A 22,800-nucleotide genomic window follows, 5' to 3' on the forward strand; every position below is an offset into this window, starting at 1 on the left:
CCGTGGACGATCGCCCCACCGCCGAGACCGATCTGTTCGAACGCCCCGTGCGTCCCGTCGTCGGACCGCGCGGGATACTCCGGGATCTCGGCCCACGATACGCCGCGAACGGCTTGATCGGGCTCGTCTTCTCGTGCACCGGACCGGTCGCCGTGATCCTCGCCGCCGGCGCCGCGGGCGGGCTGAGCGCACCGCAGTTGGCGTCGTGGATCTTCGGGGTGTTCGCCCTCAACGGGCTGCTCACCATCGTGATGAGCGTCGCCTACCGGCAACCGCTCGGGTTCTTCTGGACCATCCCCGGCACCGTGCTGGTCGGCGGGTCGCTCACCCACCTGAGCTGGGCGGAGGTGGTCGGCGCATTCTTCGTGACAGCGGCCCTCGTGACGGTGCTGGGGGCCTCGGGACTGGTGCGCCGAGTGATGGAAGCGTTGCCGATGCCCATCGTCATGGCGATGGTCGCGGGGGTGTTCCTGAAGTTCGGCATCGATCTGGTTTCGGCGCTCGGTGCCGACGTCGCCATCGCCGCACCGATGGTGATCGTCTTCCTCCTGCTCAGTTCCGTTGCGGTCCTCGGTAAGTGGATGCCTCCCATCCTCGGCGCCCTGCTCGCCGGGGTGGGCGCGGTCGCGCTGTCGGGCCGGTTCTCACCGTCCGGGACCGCCAGCGCGGTCTTCGCCGCACCGGTGTTCACCGCCCCGCAGTTCACGTGGTCGGCGATCCTCGAACTCGTCGTGCCGCTCGCGATCACCGTGCTGGTCGTGCAGAACGGGCAAGGCATCGCGGTGCTGCGCTCGGCCGGGCACAATCCGCCCGTCAACGTCTCGGCGATCGCGTGCGGACTGTGGTCCTTCCTTGCCGCGTGCGTCGGCGCCGTGTCGACCTGTCTGACCGGACCGACCAACGCGCTGCTCGTGTCGTCGGGCGAACGGTCCCGTCAGTACACCGCGGCGATCACATGCGGGACGCTGGCGATCGTCTTCGGACTGTTCGCGCCGCTGTTCGTCCGGTGGATGATCGCCGCGCCCGCCTCGTTCGTCGCGACTCTCGGCGGCCTGGCGATGCTCAAAGCGTTGCAGGGCGCCTTCGTGGCCGGGTTCGCGAGCAAGCACACCATGGGTGCGCTCGTCGCGTTCGTGATCACCGCCTCGAACATCACCGTCTGGAACATCGGCGCGGCGTTCTGGGGGCTCGTCGCGGGTGTGGCCGTGTCGTGGCTGATGGAGCGTCCGGACTTCAGCCGTTGACCCCGACCCCGACGTACTCGGCGAGATGCTCGCCGGTGAGCGTCGACCGCTCCTCCACGAGCTCGCTGGGGGTGCCCTCGAAGACGATGCGTCCACCGTCGTGGCCGGCGCCGGGACCGAGGTCGATGATCCAGTCGGCGTGGGCCATCACGGCCTGGTGGTGTTCGATGACGATCACCGACTTGCCGGACTCGACGAGCCGGTCGAGCAGACCGAGCAGCTGTTCGACGTCGGCGAGGTGCAGGCCCGTGGTGGGTTCGTCGAGGATGTAGGTCTCCCCCTTCTCTGCCATCGCGGTGGCGAGCTTGAGCCGCTGCCGCTCACCGCCCGACAGGGTGGTCAGGGGCTGGCCGAGCCGCAGATAGCCGAGGCCGACGTCGGACAGTCGCTGCAGGATCTTCGACGCCGCCGGGGTGCGTGCCTCGCCGTCGGCGAAGTACTCCTGGGCCTGCGCGACGGACATGGCGAGCACCTCGGCGATGTTCTTCCCCGCCAGGGTGTAGTCGAGCACGGCGGTCTGGAAGCGCTTGCCCTCGCAGTCCTCGCAAACCGATTCGACGGTGGCCATCACCCCGAGGTCGGTGTAGACGACCCCGGCGCCGTTGCAGGTCGGGCAGGCGCCCTCGGAGTTGGAACTGAACAGGGCCGGCTTGACACCGTTGGCCTTCGCGAACGCCTTGCGGATCGGTTCGAGAAGACCCGTGTAGGTCGCGGGGTTGCTGCGACGCGAGCCCTTGATGGGGCTCTGGTCGATCGTGACCACGCCGTCGCCGTCGGCCACCGAACCGTGGATCAGCGAACTCTTGCCCGATCCGGCCACGCCGGTCACCACGACGAGCACGCCGAGCGGGATATCGACGTCGACGTTCTGCAGGTTGTGCGTGTCTGCGCCGCGGACCTTCAGGGCTCCGCTCGGGGTGCGCACCGTCGGTTTCAGCGACGCCCGGTCGTCGAGGTGACGACCGGTGAGGGTGTCGGCACGCCGCAGTTCGTCGACGGTGCCCTCGAAGACCACCTGTCCGCCCTCGGTGCCGGCGCGCGGGCCGAGATCGACGATGTGGTCGGCGATCGCGATGGCCTCGGGTTTGTGTTCGACGACGAGCACGGTGTTGCCCTTGTCGCGCAGTTGCAGCAGCAGGTTGTTCATCCGCGCGATGTCGTGCGGGTGCATGCCGATCGTCGGTTCGTCGAAGACGTAGGTGATATCGGTCAGCGACGATCCGAGATGGCGGATCATCTTGATGCGCTGCGATTCTCCGCCGGACAGGGTGCCGGTGGGACGATCCAGCGACAGATATCCCAGCCCGATGTCCGCGAAGGAGTCGAGCAGATGACAAAGGTTCTTCAGCAGCGGGGCAACCTGCGGAAGATCCAGTCCGCGCACCCATTCGGCGAGATCGCTGATCTGCATCGCGCACACATCCGCGATGCTCCTGCCGTCGATCTTCGACGACCGCGCCTCGGGGGCGAGACGCGTCCCTTCACAGTCCGGGCATGTGGAGAAGACGACGGCCTTCTCGACGAACGCACGGATGTGCGGTTGCATCGCGTCGAGATCCTTGGACAGGAACGACTTCTGGATCTTCGGGATCAGGCCCTCGAAGGTGACGTTGACGCCCTCCACCTTGATCTTGGTGGGTTCCTTGTAGAGCAGGTCATGGAGTTGCCGCTTGGTGAACTTCGCGATCGGCTTGTCGGGATCGAAGAAGCCGCAGCCGCGGTAGATCCGGCCGTACCAGCCGTCCATGCTGTAGCCGGGGATCTTCAGGGCGCCCTCGTTGAGGGAGAGACCGTCGTCGTAGAGCACGGTCAGGTCGAAATCGGAGATGTTGCCCTTGCCCTCGCATCGCGGGCACATGCCGCCGAGCCGGTTGAAGGTCACCTTCTCGGCCTGGGTCTTCCCGGCGCCCCTCTCCACCGTCACCGCACCACTGGCCCGCACCGACGGCACGTTGAACGAGTAGGCGTTGGGCGGACCGATGTGCGGCTCCGCAACCCGGCTGAACAGGATGCGAAGCATCGCGTTGGCATCGGTGGCGGTGCCCACCGTCGAGCGCGGATTCGATCCCATCCGTTCCTGGCCGACGATGATCGCCGCGGTGATGCCGTCGAGCACGTCGACGTCCGGGCGGGCCAGGGTCGGCATGAATCCCTGCACGAACGCGCTGTACGTCTCGTTGATCAGGCGCTGCGACTCGGCGGCGATCGTGCTGAACACCAGCGAACTCTTGCCCGAGCCGGAGACACCGGTGAACACCGTCAATCGCCGCTTGGGGATCTCCACGCTGATGTCGCGGAGATTGTTCACGCGCGCTCCGTGAACACGGATCGCATCGTGGGTGTCGGCGACGTGCGCTGCATGTGCCGGTGTGTCCTTCGTCGAGGTCATGTTCGAAGACTCCAGTGGTCGTACGGATGCGGGGCGGAACGGGTGCGACGATCGGAGAGTAAGGCCGATCGTGGGATCGGTCAGCGCAATTGCTGGATGCGGACCATGTTTCCCGCGGGGTCGCGGAGAGCGCAGTCGCGGACGCCGTACGGCTGGTCGGTGGGTTCCTGAACGATCTCGGTGTCGCCGGCCTGCAGCTGCTCGAACGCCCCGTCGAGATCCTTCGTCGCGAGGATGATCGATGCGAAGGTGCCCTTGGCCATCATCTCGGCGATGGTGGCGTTCTCCTCCTCCGTGATGCCGGGGTCGGCGTCCGGCGGGTACAGCACCAGGGACGTGCCGGGAGTGTCGCTGCGGCCGAGGGTGATCCAGCGTTTCCCGGCGTAACCGACGTCGTTGAGGACCTCGAAGCCGAGGGTGTCGCGGTAGAACGCGAGGGACGCCTCGGGATCGGTGTGCGGAAGGAATGTCTGGTGAATGGTGATGTCCATGCCGATCACGGTATGACCGGCGGACCCGTCCGCGCTTCTCGATTCCTGATCGGTCTGGTGACATTCTTCGCCACGCACGACGGGATGCCGTTCGTCTCCTCGCCCGCCTGCTTGCGGTACACGCTCGGGGGCACGCCGACGAGTTCCGTGAACCGGGTACTGAAGGTGCCGAGCGACGAACAGCCCACCTCGAAGCACACCTCGGTGACGGTGAGGTCGCCGCGTCGCAGCAACGTCATGGCCCGCTCGATGCGCCGGGTCATGAGATACGAATAGGGCGACTCGCCGTACGCGAGCCTGAACTGGCGGCTGAGATGGCCGGCCGACATGTTCACGCCGCGGGCGAGGGCCTCGACGTCGAGGGGCTGGGCGTACTCGCGGTCGATGCGGTCGCGGACGCGGCGCAGCAACGCGAGGTCGCGCAGACGCTGATCGGTGACGGGTTTACCGGGCACGGGTCCGATCGTGCCACGATGCGCCGCCTCGATCCTGTCGTCGTGCGCCTCCACAGCACATCCGCCCCGCGAGGATCCCGGGACCACAAACCGGACCCGCCGGGACCGGAAAACTGACACTCTGTCGATACCTGCCCGTACGGACGAAAGGTCACCGATGGCTCGTGCGGTTCGCGTCGTCGTTCTCGGATCGGGATCGTGGGGAACCACGATCGCGTCGTTGGCCGCACGCAACACCCCGACGACGTTGTGGGCCCGCAACGACGACATCGCGCGTGAGATCGACACCGAGCACCGCAACCGTCGATATCTCGGCGAACGGCCACTGCCGCAGGGCCTGCGCGCGACCTCCGATCTCGAAGAGGCCGCCCGCGAAGCCGACGTCCTGGTGATCGGTGTGCCGTCGCATGCAGTGCGCAAGACACTCGAGCAGGTTGTCGACGAGATCCGCGCGTGGGTTCCGGTCGTCTCGCTCGTGAAGGGCCTCGAGCCGGGCACCCGCCTGCGGCCCACCGAGGTGATCGCCGAATGCCTTCCGGGGCACCCCGTCGGGCTGCTCGCGGGTCCGAACATCGCCGGGGAGATCGCCGACGGCATGGCCGCCGCGTCGGTGGTCGCGATGCAGGACGAAGCGGTGAGTGCGGCGCTGCAACCGCTGTTCGCCACGTCGTTGTTCCGCGTCTATCGCAATACCGACGTGCTCGGCTGCGAACTGGGCGGGATCCTCAAGAACATCGTGGCGATCGCGGCCGGCATGGCCGAAGGGCTCAGCGTCGGCGACAACACCCGCGCGATGGTCCTCGCCCGTGGGCTGGCGGAGATGACGCGTCTCGGTGAGGCCATGGGTGCGGATCCGCGCACGTTCGCGGGCCTCACGGGGATGGGTGATCTCATCGCGACGTGCACGAGTCCGTCGTCGCGGAACCGCCGGGTCGGTGAGGCGCTGGCGCGCGGGCTCAGCATCGACGAGGCCGTCGAGGCGCTGGGGCAGGTCGCCGAAGGGGTGAAGACCGCGCCGACGGTCATGGAACTCGCCCGCGAGTACGGGGTGGAGATGCCGATCGCCGCCGAGGTCGCGGCCGTGGTGACCGGGAAGAGCACCCCCACCGATGCCTATCGGGGGCTGCGCCGGGTCACACCCGGCGACGAGAGGGACATCGTCTGACCTTCTCTACCGCTTTCTCGGACGGATCGTAGAAAGCCGAATAGTCGCCTGTAGTGTGCTCCCGGCCGGCTGAACGAACGCTCGGTGAAGTGATGTGCCATCGTGGTGACATGACTTCTGCCGCCGACACGCTGTCGTCCCTGCTCGACACCCGTTTCAGCTGCCGTGCCTTCCTGACGAAACAGGTCCCGCGCGAGGACATCGAACGCATGCTGCAGATGGGTCAGCGCACCGCGTCCTGGTGCAACTCCCAACCCTGGCAAGTGCACATCGTCAGCGGCGACGCCACCAACCGCCTGCGCGACGCCGTCTACGCGCAGGCCACCTCGGGGAACATGGATCCCGACATCCCGGGACCCGCCGAATACCGCGGCGCCTATGCCGAGCGTCGCCGCGGCGCCGGCTACGCCCTGTACAACGCGCTGGGCATCGCCCGCGACGACTACCAGCGCCGCACCGAGCAGATGCTCGAGAACTACCGCTTCTTCGGCGCACCGCACGTCGCGATCATCACCTCCGACAAGGCCCTCGGCGTGTACGGCGCCGTCGACTGCGGTGGCTACGTCTCGACCCTGCTGCTCGCCGCCGAGTCGCTCGGCATCGCCGCCGTCCCGCAGGCCGCCGTCGCGATGACGGCCACCGCGCTGCGACGCGAACTGAACATCGGCGACGACCGCGACATCGTCTGCGCCATCTCGTTCGGTTACGCCGACGAGGCGCACCCGGCCAATGCGTGTCGCACGAATCGCGCGTCGCTCGACGAGACCGTCGAGTGGGTCGACTGAACTTTCGATCGCCCCGGCCGGGTCAGTCGTTCTGGGCGCGCAGGTACCGCCCGAAGTGCGGAACGGTGAACCCGATGAACCCGCGCTCGGCGGAATAGATCAGGCCCTTCTTGATCAATCCGTCGCGCGCAGGTGACAGGGAGGCAGGTTTCCGTCCGAGTTCGACGGCGATCTTCGAGGTCGCGACAGGCCCGTCGTCGCCCGCCAGATCCGCCATGGCCCGCATGTATTCGCGTTCGGCGGGGGTCGCCCGTTCGTAGCGGGAGCCGAAGAAGCCGACGGCGAGTTCCTCTTCCGCAGTCGGTGCCGCGACCCGCACGTCGTCGGCGGTGATCGGCGAATCCGCTGCGACGTCCCAGGTCGTCTTACCATAGGCCTGCACGAAATACGGGTAGCCGTCGGCGGTTTCGTACAGAAGGTCGAGGGCGTCCTGCGTGAACTCGACGTCCTCTCGTGCCGCAGGCGCGATGAGCGCGAGATCCGCTGCCGCACGGTCGAGCCGGTCGATGCGGTGGTAGGTGAACAGCCGCTCGGAGTAGGACTTCGACGCCGACAGCACCGCGGGCAGGTGCGGCAGACCGGCCCCGACGACGATGAGCGGCGCGGCGTCCTGGCTCAGCTCGTGGCAGGCCCCGCAGATCGCTGAGACGTCGTCGGAGCCGAGGTCCTGCATCTCGTCGATGAACAACGCGATGCCCACGCCCACGTCGCGTGCGAGTCCTGCTGCGTCGACAAGCAGTTCGACGAGGTCGATCTCGATGTCGCCCGAGTCGGCCCGCCCTTTCACGGCCGGAGCATCGATGCCGGGTTGCCAGCGTTCGCGCATGCCCTTGTCGGCGGTAGCCCGCAGCGCGAACGACTTGAGCACCCCGAGGAAGTACTCCACCGATTCCGGATCCGGATGCGCGGCGGCGATCTCGCGGACCGCCATGTGCAGCGCCGACGACAGGGGGCGTCGCAGTCCTTGATCGGGACGGGCCTCGATCTTGCCGGTGCCCCAGCTCTTCGCGATGGCGGCGGAGCGCAGATGGTTGAGAAGGACGGTCTTGCCGACACCGCGGAGGCCGGTGAGGACGACGCTGCGTTCGGGTCGTTCCCGGGCGATCCGTTCGAGGACCACCTCGAACGCGGTGAGTTGCTTCTCGCGGCCGGCGAGCTCGGGCGGGCGCTGTCCCGCGCCCGGGGCGTACGGGTTGCGGACAGGATCCATCCGTCGATGCTAACGGCGAACTCATCGGATTCTGAGCTCATCTAGTGCGTGTCGTAGACGGCCGTATTCCGTATGTCCGAGCTCGAAACCGCAGTTGTTGTCGACATTTCGGCGATTTCTCGACAACAACTGCAACCTCGGCCGCCCGGAGCGACATGCACGCATGCGCATTTCAGACTTTGACATTCATTTTCGATAGTGGCTATTTCTTTCCCCATGACAACGCTCTCCCGCTACGGCGGCGCCGCCCTCACCGTCGTCGCTGCGACCTTCGCCGCCGCCTGCGGCGGTACGACCGAGGCCGACACCACTGCGGCCGACACCCCCGAGACGACGACCTCCGAGACGACGACCTCCGCCGCCGCTTCCGAAGTGGCGACGGCGCAGCCGCGCCTCGCCCTGACCTACGACGGCGGCGTCCTCGTCGTCGAGGAAGAAGAACTCACCGTCGTCGACGACTTCGCACTCGACGGTTTCAACCGCCTCTCCCCTGCCGGCGACGGACGCCACGTGCTGATCTCCACCGAAGGCGGATTCCGCGTGCTCGACACCGGCAGCTGGACGGAAGCCCACGGCGACCACGGTCACCACTACGCCGGCGCACCCACGCTCACCGACCTGACGTTCGCCGCCGAGAAGCCCGGACACGTCGTGCCGCACGCCGGGGTCACCGCCCTGTTCGACGACGGCACCGGACGCATCGACGTGTTCGACCCCGCCGATCTCGCCTCGGCGACCGACCTACCGGATCTCGACAGTCGCGCGCTCCCCGAGGCCCACCACGGCGTGGCCGTCCCGATGCCCGACGGCGGCATGCTCGTCACCCTCGGCGATTCCGAGGATCGGACCGGTGTGGCGCTGCTCGACGAGAACGGCACCGAGATCACGCGCACCGAACAGTGCCCGGGTGTGCACGGTGAGACGGTCGCAGCCGACGGGGTCGTCGCCTTCGGATGCGAGGACGGCATGGTGATCTTCCGCGACGGAACGTTCACGAAGGCGCCGGTGCCCGACCCCTACGGCCGGATCGGGAACCAGGCCGGCAGCGAGGACTCGCCCGTCGTCCTCGGCGACTACAAGACCGATCCCGACGCCGAGCTCGAGCGTCCCGAGCGCGTCGCGCTCGTGGACACCCGCACCGCGTCGGTGCGTCTCGTCGACCTCGGTACCAGTTACACCTTCCGCTCCCTCGGTCGCGGACCGGCAGGGGAAGCACTCGTTCTCGGCACCGACGGCAACCTCCACGTGATCGATCCCGACTCCGGCGAGCTCGTCCGGCGGATCGAGGTGCTCGAGCCGTGGGCCGAGCCCGACGAGTGGCAGGCACCTCGGCCCACACTCGAGGTGCGGGGCGATACGGCGTTCGTCACCGATCCCGCCACCGATTCCCTGTACGCGGTGGACGTGACCTCGGGTGAGATCCGCTCTGCCGAACTGCCGCACACCCCGAACGAGATCAGCGGCGTCGCCTGACTCCGCTACCGGAGTATTCGTCTTTCTAGCTGTAGAGCTAGAAAGACGAATACTCCCCTCACGTCCGGCCGGTCGAGATCTTTCCGCAACGTGATCCGCCTCACTCCCCAAGTTCGCGAAACGGATTTCCCGACCAAAACGTTTGGGGAGGCAATACTCTCGGCGCCTGATCCCGAAGACAACGATTGTGTAACGTGGCGACGCACCTGTTTCCTACCGGGGAGGTACCGCCCGTGCTGTTGACCGAAGTCCGTACCCGACCTGTTCGATCCTTGTTGATCGCCATCGGTCTGACGGTCTCGGCGCTGGCAGTCGCGGGATACCTGCGCGACGCGCTGAACGAGTACCTCATGGATCTCGACGTCTTCCGCGATGCCGGCTGGGCCTTCCTGCACCACACCCCGCTGTACACCGAGGGGTTCTTCAGCCATTCCGGTTTCCGGTTCATCTACCCACCCTTCGCGGCGTTCCTCTTCGCCCCGATGGCGTTGGTGGGCAGCACCGCCCTGCAGGTGTTGTGGACGATCGGACTCATCGCTCTCGTGTGGTGGGTGCTCGAGGTCGTCTACCAGCGACTCGACATGTCGCAGCCGAGCCTGATCGCAGCCGCGTCGCTCGGACCGGTGCTGTGGCTCGAGCCGTTCCGCTCCAACTTCACGTTCGGCCAGATCAACATCGTGCTCATGGCACTGGTGGTCGCCGACCTGCTCGGTGTGATCCCGAAGCGCTTCCGCGGTGTCGGCATCGCGCTGGCCGCCGCCATCAAGGTGACCCCGGCCGCCTTCGGCCTGATCTTCCTGCTGCGCCGCGACTGGCCGTCGGCATTCCGCGCGCTGAGCGCCTTTGCCGCGACCGTCGCGTTCGGCTACTGGCTGCGCCCCGATTCGACCGTCTACTTCTGGACCACGGAGTTCTTCGCGACCGACCGCGCCGGCGACCCGTCGTTCTTCCGCAACCAGGCGCTCACCGGTCTCATCGCCCGTTTCGACTTCTCCGACGGCACCGCCAAGGCGCTGTGGCTGGCCGGTGCCCTGGTCGTCGTGGCCGGTACCGCGTGGGCCGCCTACCGCTTCCTGCGTGCCGACGAGCCCGTGGTCGCGGTGGCCCTGGTGGGCCTGGCGTCGCTGCTCGCCGCTCCGATCGCCGTCACCCACCACTGGGTGTACGCGCTGTTCCTCGTGCCGCTGCTCGTCGCGCCGGCCTACCGCCGCTGGTGGCCCGTGCTGGGGCCCGCCACCGTGGTCTTCCTCATCGGACCCAACCACCTGCTGCGTGAGGCGTCCTCCGGCGGCTGGGTCGAGCAGTTGCTCCTCGAAGTCCTCGGGACCTCGCAGTGCCTGGCCGCGATCGCAGTCTTCGTCGCCGCGATGGTCGCCGCGCGCCATCGTCGCCCCGGTGCCGAGAACGCCGTCGAGCGCGAGGAGACCGTCGCCGCGCCGGCTCAGGTCCAGAACGCCGACGCGACGAGATAGAGACCCGTCCCGACAACGGTGCTCAGCGCGGCGTTGCGTCGCCACAGATGCACCGCGATCGTGCCCGCGAGACCGACGGTCGCGGGTAGCCAGGTCGACTCCCCCACGTCACGCAGTGTGTACATCACCAGGATCACCATGACGCCCGCGGGCATCGTACGGCCCAGGAAATCGACGAAGGCGGAGTTCTTCAGCGCCGACAACGCGAGGAACGGCGCCGAGCGCAACGCGACCGTCACGACGAACATCACCGCCAGAGCGCCGAGGACATATCCGGCGCCGGGCACCGACTCAGGCACGGGCCACCTTGTTCCGGTAGACGAACCGCACGAACAGGCACACTACGAACAACCCGAGCCCGACGACGAGCATCTGGCTTTTCGCGACCAGCAATGCGACGAGACCGCAGACCAGCGCGAGCACCGGCGCCGGCACGTCGCGGTTGGCGCGGAAGGCATCGATCGCAAGCACCGCGAACAGTGCCGTGAGGGCAAACTCGAGTCCGGCGAGCCCGTCGGGGAGCACTGCCCCGATCAGCGCGCCGATCGTGCCCGACACGACCCACATCAGCTGGCAGAGCACCTGGACCGTGAGGATGCGGGTACCCGAGAGCGGCTCACGTGCCTTGGGGGCGACGATCGCGTACGACTCGTCGGTGAGCGCATAGACGCCGTAGAGACGCCCGAGCCGGCTGCGGATGCGGTGCAGCGGGAACGACAGGCCGTAAAAGACGTGCCGGAAGTTCACCAGCAGCGTCGCCGCGGCGACCGAGGCGAGCGGCGTGACCGCCGCGATCAGACCGATCGCGAGGAACTCCATCGACCCCGCGTAGATGACGGTGGAGAAGATCGGCGCCCACCACCATTCGAACCCGCCCTGGGTGAGAACCACACCGAACGCGAGCCCCAGCGGGATCAGTCCCAGCCCGACGGCCCAGGAGTCCTTGATACCCGCGCGGATCTCGAGGGTACGACGGTCGGGCATGCTCATCAGGCTATCGCCGGGCCGGAAGTCTCGGCGCCCGGCCCGGAGGAAGGTGATCTGTGTCCACCTCGTTCACGGAGGTCGTGTCCTCCGCCTGGCAGGCCGTGTCGACCGTCGACCAGCCCGCTCCGACGGTGGTCGTCGTCGGAACGGCGATCGTCGCACTCGTGCTCGTCACCGTTCGGCCGCTGTGGCTGAAGACCCGCCATGTCGTCACGCAGGCGCACGAGGGGTCGCACGCGCTGGTCGCGGCGCTCGTGGGCCGAAAGCTGTCGGGCATCCGTCTGCACAGCGACACCTCGGGGGTGATGGTGTCGTCCGGCAACCCGCGAGGCCCCGGCATGGTCGCGACCACCTTCGCCGGGTACACCGGTCCGGCCGTGCTGGGATTCGCGGCGGCGACGCTGCTGACCCTGGATCGGCCCGCCGCGGTGCTGTGGTCGATCCTCGCCGCGCTCGCCGTCCTGTTGCTGCTGATCCGCAATCTGTACGGATTCGTCTCGGTGGTGATCGCAGGTGCGCTCGTCGGCGCGGCCGCCTATCTCGGGGACCCGATCGTCCGGTACACCGCGGCGTACCTGATCACATGGGTCTTGCTCCTCGGCGCGACCCGCCCGGTCCTCGAACTCGCCCGCACCCATTCGCGCGGTCGTGGCCGGGGTTCGGACGCCGACCAGTTGCGCGGACTGACCCGCGTTCCGGCGGCCGTATGGATCGCGCTGTTCGCGATCGTCACGGCGGGTACCGCCTTCTACGGCGTCACACGGATCGTGGTGACCCAGCTGTCCTGAGTGCCCTCGGGATGCAGGCGGCAGCACGGACGACCGCGTGCAGGCTCGCGGTGAGCACGGAGCGGTGACGCCCCGCTGCCCACCGTGTGTCGTCGCCGCTGCGGAATTCGATCAGGGTGAGTGCGTCGGTGCCGACGCTGCTCTGATGGAGGCCGAGCACCTCGATATCGATGCCGAGACGGGCGAGAGCGTCGGTCGATGCTTCGACGGGACCCACGCCCTCGTGGACACTGCGGTGTTCGGTGCCGCCGATACCCAGCGTGATCGTGGTGCCCGCGTCGGTCACGTCGAAGGCGCGCAGCACCGGTGCACCCGGGACGTCCGGCCGTGCGAGATATGCGGTGTCGAAGATCTCCCACAGTTCGGTCGCAGTGACCTCCCCGCCGCTGGTGTCGGTGTGGTCTTGCACGTGGCGAGTGAAGTCGATCTGGAGCCGACGCGGAACTTCGATGCCGTATTCGCTCTCGAGCAGGTAGGCGACCCCGCCCTTACCGGATTGCGAATTGACACGGATCACCGCGTCGTAGGTACGTCCTATGTCGGCGGGATCGATCGGCAGATACGGTACTCGCCAATCGATCTCGGACTCGGGACGGCCCTCGGCGACGGCGCGTGCCCGGTGCTCGGCGAACCCTTTCCTGATCGCGTCCTGATGAGTGCCGCTGAAGGCGGTGTGCACCAGGTCGCCGACATACGGGTGCCTCGGGTGGATCTCGATGCGATTGCAGTATTCGACGGTGCGGCGGATCTCGTCGATGTCGGAGAAATCGATCATCGGATCGATGCCCTGTGCGTGGAGGTTCAGTGCGAGTGTCGCAATGTCGACGTTGCCGGTGCGTTCCCCGTTGCCGAACACGCACCCTTCGACCCGCTGCGCCCCGGCGAGGACGGCGAGTTCGACGCACGCGATACCTGTGCCGCGATCGTTGTGCGGGTGCACGGACAGGATCACCGCGTCGCGTCGCGCGAGGTTGGTGTGCATGTACTCGATCTGGTCGGCATAGACGTTCGGGGTCGCGATCTCGACGGTGGCCGGAAGATTCACGATCACCGGCCGTTCGGGGGTCGCGTCCCACAACTCGGTGATCGCGTCGCACACCTCGAGCGCGTAGTCGGGTTCGGTGAGGTTGAAGACCTCGGGTGAGAACTCGAACCGCACGTTCGGCAGGTCGCCGGCCAGTTCCAGGACGTCGCGGCCACCGGCGACGATCAGTTCCGTCAGCGCGGTACGGTCGCGGTCGAGGACGACCTCGCGCCAGGTGGGAGCGGTCGCGGTGTACATGTGGACGACGACCTCGTTGCGGACACCCCGGACGGATTCCACCGTCCGCTCGATGAGGTCGCGACGTGCCGGGGTGAACACCACGATGGTGACGTCCGGCGGCGCGATGTCGGTCTCGACGATCAGGCGCACGAAGTCGAAGTCGGTCTGCGAGGCGGACGGATAACCGACCTCGATCTCCTTGTATCCCATCGCGACCATCAGCTCGAAGAAGCGGCGTTTGCGGCCGGGATCCATCGGTTCGGCCAGTGCCTGGTTACCGTCGCGCAGGTCCACCGGCACCCACAGTGGGGCCGCGGTCAGACGTTGTGTGGGCCAGTTCCGTTGCGCCAGTGGAACCTCCACGCGAGAGTACACATCGCGGTAGCGATGTGAGGGCATGGCGGAGTGCCGCTGCCTGTTCCAGACGGGGGCGTCGGCAGGAACCGGACCGGCAGGAGTGAAGATTCGCGGGAACGTGCTGGTGCTCATCGGAGAAGTCCTTCGTCGATCGTCGTTACGAGGGACCGGCGCGTGTTCGACTCCACGACGGGGAGCCGGTCCGGCTAGGCCCCGCCGTGGCGGCGAAGGAGAAGGAACGCGAAGGAGCGCATGTCCCGAAGGCTAACATACTCCTCGGACAAGTAGAGGAGTAGGGGACTCTGCGATGATGGAACCATGACCGTCGTCCGCCGCGAGCCTCTCGCCGACCAGGCCGCCGAACTGCTCCTCGAGCGCATCCGATCCGGAGAATGGCCGCTCGGCGCCAAGCTGCCCGGCGAGACGACGCTGGCTCCGCAGCTCGGCGTCGGCCGCTCCACCGTCCGCGAAGCGATCCGTCAGCTCGCCGGACGCGGCATCCTGACCACCCGGCAGGGCGCCGGCGTGTTCGTCACCGCTCTCGACGCACCCGAGGACTGGACGCGCACGGTCGCGCGTGCCGACATCCTCGCCGTGATCGAGGCCCGCATCGCCGTCGAGGTCGAGGCCTCGGCCCTTGCCGCCGCGCGCCGCACCCCCGCCGAACTGCGGGCATTGAAGAAGTCACTGCGGGAACGCGAAACCCATCGCACGGCTATCGAGGAACACGTCGACACCGACATCGTCTTCCACCGCACCATCGTGGTCGCCGCACACAACCCGATCCTTCTCGACCTGTTCGACGGCTTCACACCCCGTAACCGTCACGCCATGATCGAAATGCTCCGCACGCGCGGCACCCACGGGGACGACGCCGACCACGATACCCACCGACGCATCTACGACGCCATCGCGGACCGTGACGGGGTGACCGCCGCCGCCGTCACCCGCGACCACTTGTCCTCGCTCACGACGGCACTCGGCCGATAGCCGGGCCGGTTCTCTGCGGACGGTTCTCGACCTCCCGGGTGCGGGACGGTCACTTCTCGATCTGCATCGCGACCGCCCTCACCGGGGCCCCGTCGACGCCCGCGAACGGGATCGGCAGCAAGGACACGAGCGGATCCGCGAAGTCGATCGCGTCGAGATTGCGCAGGTTCTCGCAGATGATCGCCCCCGCGTCGGCGAGCACGTGGTGCGCTGCGAGCGTCTCGTCGCCCGTGGGATCCACGCTCGGCGCGTCGATTCCGACCGTGCGGACGCCGCGGTCGAGCAACCACCGGCACGCGTCGACGCTCAGGGCCGGATGCTCGAAATAGCGGTCGGTGCCGAAATACCGCGACCAGCCGGTGAGGACCAGCGCGATGTCGCCGGAGCCGATCGCAGGCCCACCCCACATGTCGGCGGTGACGAGCGCACCGGCGCCGACGCGGGCGCGCACGTCGAGCACCACTCCGCGTCCCACGAAGTTCTCCGGCGGTACCGCGTCGATCGCGGCGCCGCCGCTGCGCACGTGTCGCGGCGCGTCGACGTGGGTGCCGGTCTGCGATCCCATGTCGATGCGCATCAGGTCGAATCCGTCGGTCTCGACGGTGGCGTGCGGTGTGAACGTCGGTGCCGGATCCCCGGGATAGACCTGGATGGCCGGGGAGACGATGTGGGTTAGATCGACGATCCGCCGAACACGCATGACATCACTCCTGTTCGGGTCAGCCGAAATCGACCTGTCGATGCGCATTCGCGAGCGCGGTGACCACACCGGTGCCGAACGCGCCGAGACGGTCGAACAGCACCGCCGTGCCGACCGCGATGCCCTCGCTGCTGATGTGGTTGTCGGCCTCGATACCGACCTCCGGTCCTTCCGGCAGACGGGACAGTGCCAGGGTGACATCGGAATTGATGTAGCCGACACCTTTGTCCGACCAGTTGGTCACGAACGACGTGCCCTCACCGACGGTCGCGGTGTTGACGAACGGCGACAGCTCCTCGCCGACGATGATCGACAGCTGCCGCGACCACAGGCGCTTGCGATCGGAGTTCTGGTGTTCCGACCGCACCCGCGTCCATCCCGGGCCGTCGCTGCCGTACCACGACGAGTACTCGAGCGGCCCGGGCTGCGTCTCCGGGGAACCGGGAGGAGGCGTCGGGGACTCGCCGCGCAACCACACCGACCCGGGCGGCGGCGCCGACTTGCGGAGGAAGGTGAGCGTCGCGCGCGCCGACACCTCTCCACCCTGCATCAGGTTCGCGTCGGCGACGCGGATGCGGTTGCCGTCGCGCACCCGGGTGGTGGTGAAGGTGATCGGCTCGTTGCGGACCGGCCTGAAGAGATCGAGGGTGAACCGGGACGGGACGAAACCCTCGACGGCGTGGTGGATCTCGAGCTCACGCGCCACCAGACCGCTCACACACGGCCCGTTGAGCATCGTGTCCGACCACGGGCTGGTCGCATACTTCGTGGGCAGGTAGACACCGTCGTCCTCGGTGAAAAAACCGCGGTTCTTGCGCTCGTGCATTCGGGAATTCTCCCAGCACCGGCCGCGGTGCGTTCATCGGGATACCCGAAGATGGGATCGTGCATGTACACGAACCCGATGTTCCGGCTGCCCGTACCCGCCTGATCGTCGACGTCGACACCGGCATCGACGACGCTCTCGCCCTGCTCTATCTCGTCGCGAGCCCGGAAGCCGAGATCGTCGCCGCCCTGTGCACGGCGGGGAACGTGCCGGTGGACCAGGTCACCGCCAACACGCTGTCGTGGCTCGAGGTGTGCGGTCGGTCCGATATCGAAGTGGCTGCCGGATCGCAGGTTCCGCTGGTCGCGCCACTGATGACCACCGAGGACACGCACGGTCCACAGGGGATCGGGTATGCGGAACTCCCCGCTGCGTCGCAGTCGCGGTCGCCGCGATCGGCCGCGCAGGCATGGGTCGATCTCACCCGCGAGCATCCGGGAGAGCTCACCGGGCTCGTCACCGGCCCGCTCACCAACCTCGCCCTCGCCCTGCGCATCGACCCGGAACTGCCGTCGCGGTTGCGTCGCCTCGTGATCATGGGTGGGTGTTTCCACCATTCCGGTAATACGACGCCGACCTCGGAATGGAACGTCGCGGTGGATCCGGAGGCCGCCAAGGTCGTGTTCGACGCGTTCTCGATCGTCCCTCCGGACCGGCGACCGATCGTGTGCCCGCTCGACGTCACGGAGTCGATCGAGATGCATCCCGAGCATGTTGCGCGGATCGGGGACGTCGTCGGTGTGCCCCGATCCGGGGAGCTGTCCCCGGACGCGGTACGCGGTACGCGGTCGACGGCCGATGTCCCTCTCGTCCGCCACATCTCCGATGCACTGCGGTTCTACATGGAATTCCACCGTGACCAGGGCCTGGGCTTCCTCGCGCACGTGCACGACCCGTTCGCCGCGGCGGTCGCGCTGGGCACGGTTCCCTACACCTCCCGGCCCGCGACGGTCGACGTCGAGCTCGACGGACGGCTCACCCGGGGCACGACGGTCGCCGATCTGTCCGGTATGTGGCAGAGGACGCCGAACGCGGATATCGTGGCGGGCACCCGTCCGGCAGAGTTCTTCGATCATTTCGTCGAGCGGGTGGGATCGTACATTCGCGACTTGAACCTACCCCCGAGTAAGAACTAGCGTCGACAGCGCACAGTTCGGGGACAAGGAGATAAACGTGGCACAGAAAGTGCGCGTCCAATATTTCGACGATATCGACGGCCAACCGATCATGGACGGCCTGGCGCAGTCGTTCCGCATCACGGTCGACGACGACGAGTACGAAATCGACCTGCGGCCGGCGAACGCAGACAAGTTCCTGGCGGTACTCCGCCCGTGGCTGCACGAGAAGGCACCTGAGAAGCCCGCTTCGAGCACCCGCACCATCACGCCGAAGCAGACGGCAACGAAGGCCCGCACACGGACGGCGGGGACTCACAAGGCGATTCCGCCCACCCGATCGCCGGAGCAACTGGCCGCGATCCGGCACTGGGCCCGTAACAAGGGTTACGACGTCAGCTCGCGCGGCCGGATCCCGCGTCACATCCTCGAGCGGTTCGAAGCCGCACACTCCTGAGCATCACCCGGCTGCCTCCCCGCGGCAGGCCATGAACGCCACCGACGACCGGTGCCGCCTCGTCACGCGACGAGATGGTGCCGGTCGTCGCGTCGGATGGTCACCGCAGCGACGATCACGCCCACGACCACGCCGATGACGGTGTCGGCGACCCGGTTGACGGCGAGGCCCGGACCCGCGTGCTGCCCGAGACCGGTGAGCAGCAACGCCATCGTCGTCACCCCGACCGAGGCGAGCCCGTAGTTCCGGGTCACCGTGAGTTCGGTGAGCGTCTGGAACAGCACGGCGGCCGCGACCACCGGCCAGTAGCCCAGGTCGAGCGCGAGCAGCACGGCAGCGATCATGGCGCCGCCGACATTTCCGATCAGACGCTGGATACCGCGCTGAACAGTGTTGCGGTAGTTCAATCCTTGCAGCGCCGCCATGGCACCCATCGCAGCCCACAACGGATGGTCGAGCCCGATCGATGCGGCGAACGACGCCGCGAGCAACGACGCCACGAAGATCCGGGCCGCTCCGATCAGCACGAGACGGTCGAGCAGACGACCGCATCCTTCGCGGACGAAGCCGGGCGGCGTGGGCAGCACCGGCCGCCCCTCGGCATCGACACGCGGAATCTCGATGTCGCGCCGCGCTTTCCGAAGTTCCTTCTCGAATCGGGAGAAATCGTCGCAACGTGCGCGGGAGGTGTCGTGCGACCCGCTGTCGAGAACCGTCTCGGCCGCGTCGAGCAGTGCGGCCAGTTCGTGGACATGGGCGTCCGGACGTCGCGAGGCGTTCAGTGCGACGGTCTCGCGCGCCTTCCGGATGCTCTGTCGCGCAGCGGGAACGGCGTCCGCACCGCGGATCTCGACGGCGGAGACCGCCGCGAGGGCGCGTGCGACCGCCAGACGAGCGGGCGTGTGGGGATGGGAGAGCGCGGGGAGCATCGCGATGACATATCCGAGCAGCGCACCGATGGTCGCCGCGGCGGTGACCAGCCCCGCATCGCCCCATCCGTCGGAGAAACCGGCGGCGCCGGCGGCCGCGAAGATGAGGATCACCGGGCCGGGGCCCATGAGCGAGAAGGCCGTGAACACCCAGTACGCGACGGCCGAGCCCAGCGAGAGCGCAACGATCTGCACCCACAGCGGGGCGCCCATCGCGCCGAGCGCAGCCCCGAAGGCGGTGTAACCGACGATGCCGAGGCCGACCCACGGAAGGCGCACGGCGAGACGCGGATACGGTTCGTATCGCAGGAAGGCACTGGTGAGTGCGCCGAGGGCGGCGAAGCCGGCGACTTGTCCGTAACCGAGCAGACCGCCGCCGACGAGGGCGAGCATCGTCGCGAACCCCACGCGCAGCGCCACGGCCACGGTCGGATCGCCGCGCCGCACTTCGAGGGCGTCCTTCCACGCGCTCGCCGACAGCGGATGCGCGAGCGCTCTCCGGGTGTGACGGAGCTGAGGGCGGTCGTCGAGTCGGCGGTCCAGCATCCGTCCACCCTATTGTTTCACTAGTAAAATATCTATGAAATTGTTCGTCCGCTGCCGTTAGACTTGCCACATGCCCTCCGAGACGCCCCAGCCCGATTACGTCGATCGCGTACGTCTCGGATGGACCGCCCACTACCCCGGCCTCGACCTGCGCCCCATCGACGTGATCGGTCGCATCACCCGCATCGGGTCGCTCGCGCTCACCTACTTCGATCGGGAACTCGAACCGAGCGGCATCAGCCGCAGCGAGTTCGAGGTACTCAGCGCGCTCGCCCGCAGCGACCACCCGTTACGCGCCAGCGAGGTCACCTCGATCACGGGGATCTCCGGTGCGTCGACGACGAAGCACACCGAGCGACTCGCCAAACTCGGTCTCGTCGAACGCACACGACTCGAACGCGACGGCCGCGTCGTCCTCCTCACCCTCACCGACGACGGGCGCGCACTCGTCGAGAAGGAGTTCCCGCGACGCCTGGCACGCGAGCGGCAGATGCTCGACGGACTCGACGACGACGAGGTTCAGGTCCTGTCCGACCTGTTGCGCAAGGTCGTCCGCAACGTCGAGAACCACTATCCGGCCTGATCCCCCGAACAGGTCAGGGCATCTCCTGCGTCTCGGCCCGTTCGATCTCGCTCACGGCGCGGCGCAGATACGCCTCGGGAGCCACGCGGCGCGCAGCGACGAGATCGGCGACGACGAGCAGGCCCGCGGCCAGATACTGCTCGGGACGGATCTTCGGGCGTTCGGCGTCGGAATCGGACACTCCGAGCGCACCCGTGAGCACAGCAACAACGGCTTCGGGTTCGAGCGATGGCAGCCATCGCAGTCCGGAACGGACGGAGCGTTCGAGCACGGCCTGCACGTCCTCACCGGCGAGACCGTCGGGATGCAGTTCCTCGAGCAACTCCCGGACCATGCCCGCGTGCACGGCCGTGACCTGCTCGTAGGGCAGGTCGACCAGTACCGCGACCGCCTCGTCGAAGGGCTCGGCCGACTCGCTGCGGGCAGCGGCGAGCGCATCGGCGGTGGCCGTCGCGATCTCCCGCGGCGTTCTCGGCCAGTGGTCGGGCCACACAGCGATCTCCTGTCCTTCCTCCGGACGCCCGGTCACAGGCGTTCCTGCAACGCGAGCGCGTCGTGCGGGGCACAGCCTTTCATGTCGTTGTCGAAGTACACGTAGACGTCCCTGCCGTCGCCCAGCCATCCGCGGATCCGCTCGGCCCACACGTCGAGAACGTCGGGGGTGTACCCGCTCGCATACAGCTCCTTGTCGCCGTGCATCCGCACGTAGACGAAATCGCTCGTGACGTCGGTGAGGAACGGGAACTTTCCGGCCGTGTCGGCGACGACGAGCCCGATGTCGTGCGCGCGCAGCAACTCCACGGCCTGCGGGCTCGCGAGGTCGGGATGCCGCACCTCGACGGCGTGCCGCAGCGGACGCTCGGCGTCCACCTCCACCCACACCCGATCGTCGGCGAGTTTGTCGGTGTGCCGGCGGGCGAGTTCGCCGGCGGCCATCGTCGTGCGGGGCAACCGGGTGAAGAAGTCCGCGAACCTGTCCTCCTCGAAACCGAGGGTCGGCGGGAGCTGCCACAGCACCGGACCGAGTTTCGGGCCGAGCGCGAGCACACCGGAGGCGAAGAAATTGGCGAGGGCGTCGTCGACGCCCGCGAGCCGTTTCATGTGGGTGACGAACCGCCCGCCCTTGACGGCGTAGACGAAGTCGTCGGGTGCGGCGTCCCGCCACGCGAGATAGCTGCTCGGGCGCTGCAGCGAATAGAACGAGCCGTTGATCTCGATCGATCCGAACCGCTGGGCGGCGTATTCGAGTTCCCGGCGTTGGACGAGTCCTTCCGGATAGAAGTCTCCGCGCCAGCCCGGATAGCGCCATCCCGATATCCCGATCCTCGCCCCGGCCACGTTTCCGAGCGTAACCTCGGCTTCGATTCGGCACGCGAAGCAGCACGACCGCGCTTATCCTCTGGGCTACAAGATCACATCACACGCCAGGAGCCGCCATGTCCACGAGCTCGTTTTCTTCCAACGATCCGTTCCGATCATTACTGAAGCAGATCTGGTGGGTGGTGCTGCTGCGCGGCATCCTCGCGGTCCTCTTCGGTGTCGTCGCACTCGTCTGGCCCGGCATCACCGTGTGGGCGCTGGTGGTCGTCTTCGCGGCCTACGCGATCATCGACGGCATCGTACTGGTCGTCCAGTCGGTCCGTGACAAGCCCGAGGGCTGGGGCTGGTGGCTCGCCATGGGCATCGTCTCCGTCCTCGCCGGCCTCGTCGCACTGTTCTGGCCCGGCATCACCGCACTCGCACTGCTGTACGTGATCGCGTTCTACGCCATCCTGTTCGGCATCACCGGCATCGTCGGCGGCATCCGGTTCCGGAAGGTCCCCGAGTCCGGATGGGTGTGGTCGGTGCTCGCCGGCGTCGTCGCCGTCCTGTTCGGCATCGTGCTGCTGATCTTCCCCGGCGAGGGCATCCTGAGCCTGATCGTCCTGCTCGGCATCTACGCGATCCTGTTCGGCGTGCTGCTCATCATCCTGGCGTTCCAGGCACGCAGTGCGGCGAAGAAGGCCGGCGTCATCTGACCACCGGCCTTTTCCCCGATCGATCTCAGGCGTTGCGCAGGCGACCCCACGCGTGCCAGCGGTCGATCTCGATCCACGCGTTGACGCGCTTGCCGTCGCGCGCGTGGTACGGCTTGCCCGTGTAGTGGCGAGCGATCCGGTCGATGTCCTCCAGGGACGGATCGTCGGTGAATTCGACGACCCGCCCCTGGAGGCTCACGTGCGTGATCCAGTCCTGCGGATCCATCGCCGACAGGCTCACCCGCGGATCGTTCCGCAGGTAGTCGAGGCGCTTACGGGTGGAGTCCATGTTGACGAGGATGCGGCCGTCCTCGTAGACGTACCAGGTCGGAACGGACACCGGATGACCGTCCGGGCGCAGAGAGCTGATCGTGGCGTAGTTGGGCTGGGTGAGGAATTCTGCGACGGCCCCGGGCACGGGTCGTTTCGGCACGGCACTCCCTTTCGATGCGGTGGATGGATCTCGATATCGAGACTAGGCCGCGATTCCCGGCGAAACCGTCCCGGGTGACGAGGGGAGGACCGACCATGGAGGTCGGGATCCTCGAAAGGAGAC

The 22,800-nt window shown here is 67.6% G+C and carries 24 protein-coding genes; 11 read left to right on the forward strand and 13 right to left on the reverse strand.

What is annotated here, in order from left to right:
* Positions 1-2: 2 nt before the first annotated feature.
* Complete coding sequence (locus tag ACQR3U_RS20660; protein WP_230811282.1) at positions 3-1,244, forward strand: benzoate/H(+) symporter BenE family transporter; 1,242 nt, start codon at positions 3-5, stop codon at positions 1,242-1,244.
* Here the strand turns inward: ACQR3U_RS20660 and ACQR3U_RS20665 are convergent.
* From ACQR3U_RS20665 to ACQR3U_RS20675, 3 genes are all read right to left on the reverse strand, one after another.
* Complete coding sequence (locus ACQR3U_RS20665; RefSeq protein WP_230811281.1) at positions 1,234-3,633, reverse strand: ATP-binding cassette domain-containing protein; 2,400 nt, start codon at positions 3,631-3,633, stop codon at positions 1,234-1,236. The two genes, ACQR3U_RS20660 and ACQR3U_RS20665, sit on opposite strands and share 11 nt — an antisense overlap.
* An 80-nt stretch (positions 3,634-3,713) precedes the next feature.
* Complete coding sequence (locus ACQR3U_RS20670; RefSeq protein WP_026061047.1) at positions 3,714-4,124, reverse strand: VOC family protein; 411 nt, start codon at positions 4,122-4,124, stop codon at positions 3,714-3,716.
* A 5-nt stretch (positions 4,125-4,129) separates the two neighbouring features.
* Positions 4,130-4,579, reverse strand: a complete 450-nt coding sequence (locus ACQR3U_RS20675) for a helix-turn-helix transcriptional regulator (protein WP_033097561.1) — start codon at positions 4,577-4,579, stop codon at positions 4,130-4,132.
* A gap of 157 nt (positions 4,580-4,736) precedes the next feature.
* On the opposite strand from ACQR3U_RS20675, the gene ACQR3U_RS20680 reads away from it, so the two are divergent.
* Together ACQR3U_RS20680 and ACQR3U_RS20685 are read left to right on the forward strand one after the other, a co-directional pair.
* Positions 4,737-5,744, forward strand: coding sequence for an NAD(P)H-dependent glycerol-3-phosphate dehydrogenase (locus tag ACQR3U_RS20680; protein WP_006553146.1), 1,008 nt, complete (start codon positions 4,737-4,739; stop codon positions 5,742-5,744).
* A 110-nt stretch (positions 5,745-5,854) separates the two neighbouring features.
* Positions 5,855-6,529, forward strand: coding sequence for a nitroreductase (locus ACQR3U_RS20685; RefSeq protein WP_033097479.1), 675 nt, complete (start codon positions 5,855-5,857; stop codon positions 6,527-6,529).
* A 22-nt stretch (positions 6,530-6,551) separates the two neighbouring features.
* Here the strand turns inward: ACQR3U_RS20685 and ACQR3U_RS20690 are convergent, their stop codons facing one another.
* Positions 6,552-7,739, reverse strand: coding sequence for an ATP-binding protein (locus ACQR3U_RS20690; RefSeq protein WP_006553144.1), 1,188 nt, complete (start codon positions 7,737-7,739; stop codon positions 6,552-6,554).
* A gap of 216 nt (positions 7,740-7,955) precedes the next feature.
* On the opposite strand from ACQR3U_RS20690, the gene aztD reads away from it, so the two are divergent.
* Together aztD and ACQR3U_RS20700 are read left to right on the forward strand one after the other, a co-directional pair.
* Positions 7,956-9,212, forward strand: coding sequence for a zinc metallochaperone AztD (aztD, locus tag ACQR3U_RS20695; RefSeq protein ID WP_230811280.1), 1,257 nt, complete (start codon positions 7,956-7,958; stop codon positions 9,210-9,212).
* Positions 9,213-9,445: 233 nt separating this feature from the next.
* Entirely contained in the window at positions 9,446-10,684 is a 1,239-nt protein-coding gene (locus tag ACQR3U_RS20700; protein WP_006553142.1) for a glycosyltransferase 87 family protein, read from the forward strand.
* Here the strand turns inward: ACQR3U_RS20700 and ACQR3U_RS20705 are convergent.
* A complete protein-coding gene (locus tag ACQR3U_RS20705; RefSeq protein ID WP_230811278.1) occupies positions 10,654-10,983 on the reverse strand; it encodes a branched-chain amino acid transporter permease in 330 nt (109 codons plus the stop codon). The two genes, ACQR3U_RS20700 and ACQR3U_RS20705, sit on opposite strands and share 31 nt — an antisense overlap.
* Positions 10,976-11,674 carry an AzlC family ABC transporter permease gene (locus ACQR3U_RS20710; protein WP_006553140.1) on the reverse strand — a complete coding sequence of 233 codons (699 nt, stop codon included), beginning with the start codon at positions 11,672-11,674 and terminating at the stop codon, positions 10,976-10,978. The genes ACQR3U_RS20705 and ACQR3U_RS20710 overlap by 8 nt, the downstream gene beginning before the upstream one ends.
* Before the next feature lie 53 nt (positions 11,675-11,727).
* Here ACQR3U_RS20710 and ACQR3U_RS20715 point away from each other — a divergent pair, with 53 nt between their 5' ends.
* Positions 11,728-12,459, forward strand: coding sequence for a M50 family metallopeptidase (locus tag ACQR3U_RS20715; protein WP_006553139.1), 732 nt, complete (start codon positions 11,728-11,730; stop codon positions 12,457-12,459).
* Here the strand turns inward: ACQR3U_RS20715 and ACQR3U_RS20720 are convergent.
* Entirely contained in the window at positions 12,428-14,212 is a 1,785-nt protein-coding gene (locus ACQR3U_RS20720; RefSeq protein ID WP_230811277.1) for a 2-isopropylmalate synthase, read from the reverse strand. The two genes, ACQR3U_RS20715 and ACQR3U_RS20720, sit on opposite strands and share 32 nt — an antisense overlap.
* A 186-nt stretch (positions 14,213-14,398) precedes the next feature.
* Here ACQR3U_RS20720 and ACQR3U_RS20725 point away from each other — a divergent pair, with 186 nt between their 5' ends.
* The gene (locus ACQR3U_RS20725; protein WP_006553137.1) at positions 14,399-15,070 is read left to right on the forward strand and encodes a FadR/GntR family transcriptional regulator; all 672 of its coding nucleotides are present in this window, start codon (positions 14,399-14,401) and stop codon (positions 15,068-15,070) included.
* Between the two features lie 49 nt (positions 15,071-15,119).
* On the opposite strand, the gene ACQR3U_RS20730 is transcribed toward ACQR3U_RS20725, so the two are convergent.
* Positions 15,120-15,770 carry a cyclase family protein gene (locus ACQR3U_RS20730; RefSeq protein ID WP_006553136.1) on the reverse strand — a complete coding sequence of 217 codons (651 nt, stop codon included), beginning with the start codon at positions 15,768-15,770 and terminating at the stop codon, positions 15,120-15,122.
* A gap of 19 nt (positions 15,771-15,789) precedes the next feature.
* Complete coding sequence (locus ACQR3U_RS20735) at positions 15,790-16,596, reverse strand: acyl-CoA thioesterase domain-containing protein (protein ID WP_230811276.1); 807 nt, start codon at positions 16,594-16,596, stop codon at positions 15,790-15,792.
* Positions 16,597-16,655: 59 nt separating this feature from the next.
* Here ACQR3U_RS20735 and ACQR3U_RS20740 point away from each other — a divergent pair, with 59 nt between their 5' ends.
* Together ACQR3U_RS20740 and ACQR3U_RS20745 are read left to right on the forward strand one after the other, a co-directional pair.
* A complete protein-coding gene (locus ACQR3U_RS20740; RefSeq protein ID WP_230811275.1) occupies positions 16,656-17,732 on the forward strand; it encodes a nucleoside hydrolase in 1,077 nt (358 codons plus the stop codon).
* Between the two features lie 37 nt (positions 17,733-17,769).
* On the forward strand, positions 17,770-18,168 hold the full coding sequence (locus tag ACQR3U_RS20745; protein ID WP_006553133.1) for a histone-like nucleoid-structuring protein Lsr2: 399 nt from the start codon (positions 17,770-17,772) through the stop codon (positions 18,166-18,168).
* A 62-nt stretch (positions 18,169-18,230) separates the two neighbouring features.
* Here ACQR3U_RS20745 and ACQR3U_RS20750 read toward each other — a convergent pair whose 3' ends face one another.
* The gene (locus ACQR3U_RS20750) at positions 18,231-19,643 is read right to left on the reverse strand and encodes an FUSC family protein (protein ID WP_200358915.1); all 1,413 of its coding nucleotides are present in this window, start codon (positions 19,641-19,643) and stop codon (positions 18,231-18,233) included.
* A 70-nt stretch (positions 19,644-19,713) separates the two neighbouring features.
* Between ACQR3U_RS20750 and ACQR3U_RS20755 the strand changes: the two genes are divergently transcribed.
* On the forward strand, positions 19,714-20,226 hold the full coding sequence (locus ACQR3U_RS20755; protein WP_006553131.1) for a MarR family winged helix-turn-helix transcriptional regulator: 513 nt from the start codon (positions 19,714-19,716) through the stop codon (positions 20,224-20,226).
* Positions 20,227-20,239: 13 nt separating this feature from the next.
* Here ACQR3U_RS20755 and ACQR3U_RS20760 read toward each other — a convergent pair whose 3' ends face one another.
* Positions 20,240-20,755 carry a hypothetical protein gene (locus ACQR3U_RS20760; protein ID WP_006553130.1) on the reverse strand — a complete coding sequence of 172 codons (516 nt, stop codon included), beginning with the start codon at positions 20,753-20,755 and terminating at the stop codon, positions 20,240-20,242.
* Complete coding sequence (locus tag ACQR3U_RS20765; protein WP_024102382.1) at positions 20,752-21,564, reverse strand: DUF72 domain-containing protein; 813 nt, start codon at positions 21,562-21,564, stop codon at positions 20,752-20,754. The genes ACQR3U_RS20760 and ACQR3U_RS20765 overlap by 4 nt, the downstream gene beginning before the upstream one ends.
* Before the next feature lie 98 nt (positions 21,565-21,662).
* Here ACQR3U_RS20765 and ACQR3U_RS20770 point away from each other — a divergent pair, with 98 nt between their 5' ends.
* The gene (locus tag ACQR3U_RS20770) at positions 21,663-22,244 is read left to right on the forward strand and encodes an HdeD family acid-resistance protein (RefSeq protein WP_230811274.1); all 582 of its coding nucleotides are present in this window, start codon (positions 21,663-21,665) and stop codon (positions 22,242-22,244) included.
* A gap of 25 nt (positions 22,245-22,269) precedes the next feature.
* Here ACQR3U_RS20770 and ACQR3U_RS20775 read toward each other — a convergent pair whose 3' ends face one another.
* Complete coding sequence (locus ACQR3U_RS20775) at positions 22,270-22,677, reverse strand: TIGR03618 family F420-dependent PPOX class oxidoreductase (RefSeq protein ID WP_006553127.1); 408 nt, start codon at positions 22,675-22,677, stop codon at positions 22,270-22,272.
* Positions 22,678-22,800 lie beyond the last annotated feature (123 nt).

The sequence above is a fragment of the Rhodococcus sp. IEGM1339 genome (assembly GCF_050321925.1).
In the GTDB taxonomy this organism is placed as follows: Bacteria; Actinomycetota; Actinomycetes; order Mycobacteriales; family Mycobacteriaceae; genus Rhodococcus; species Rhodococcus pyridinivorans.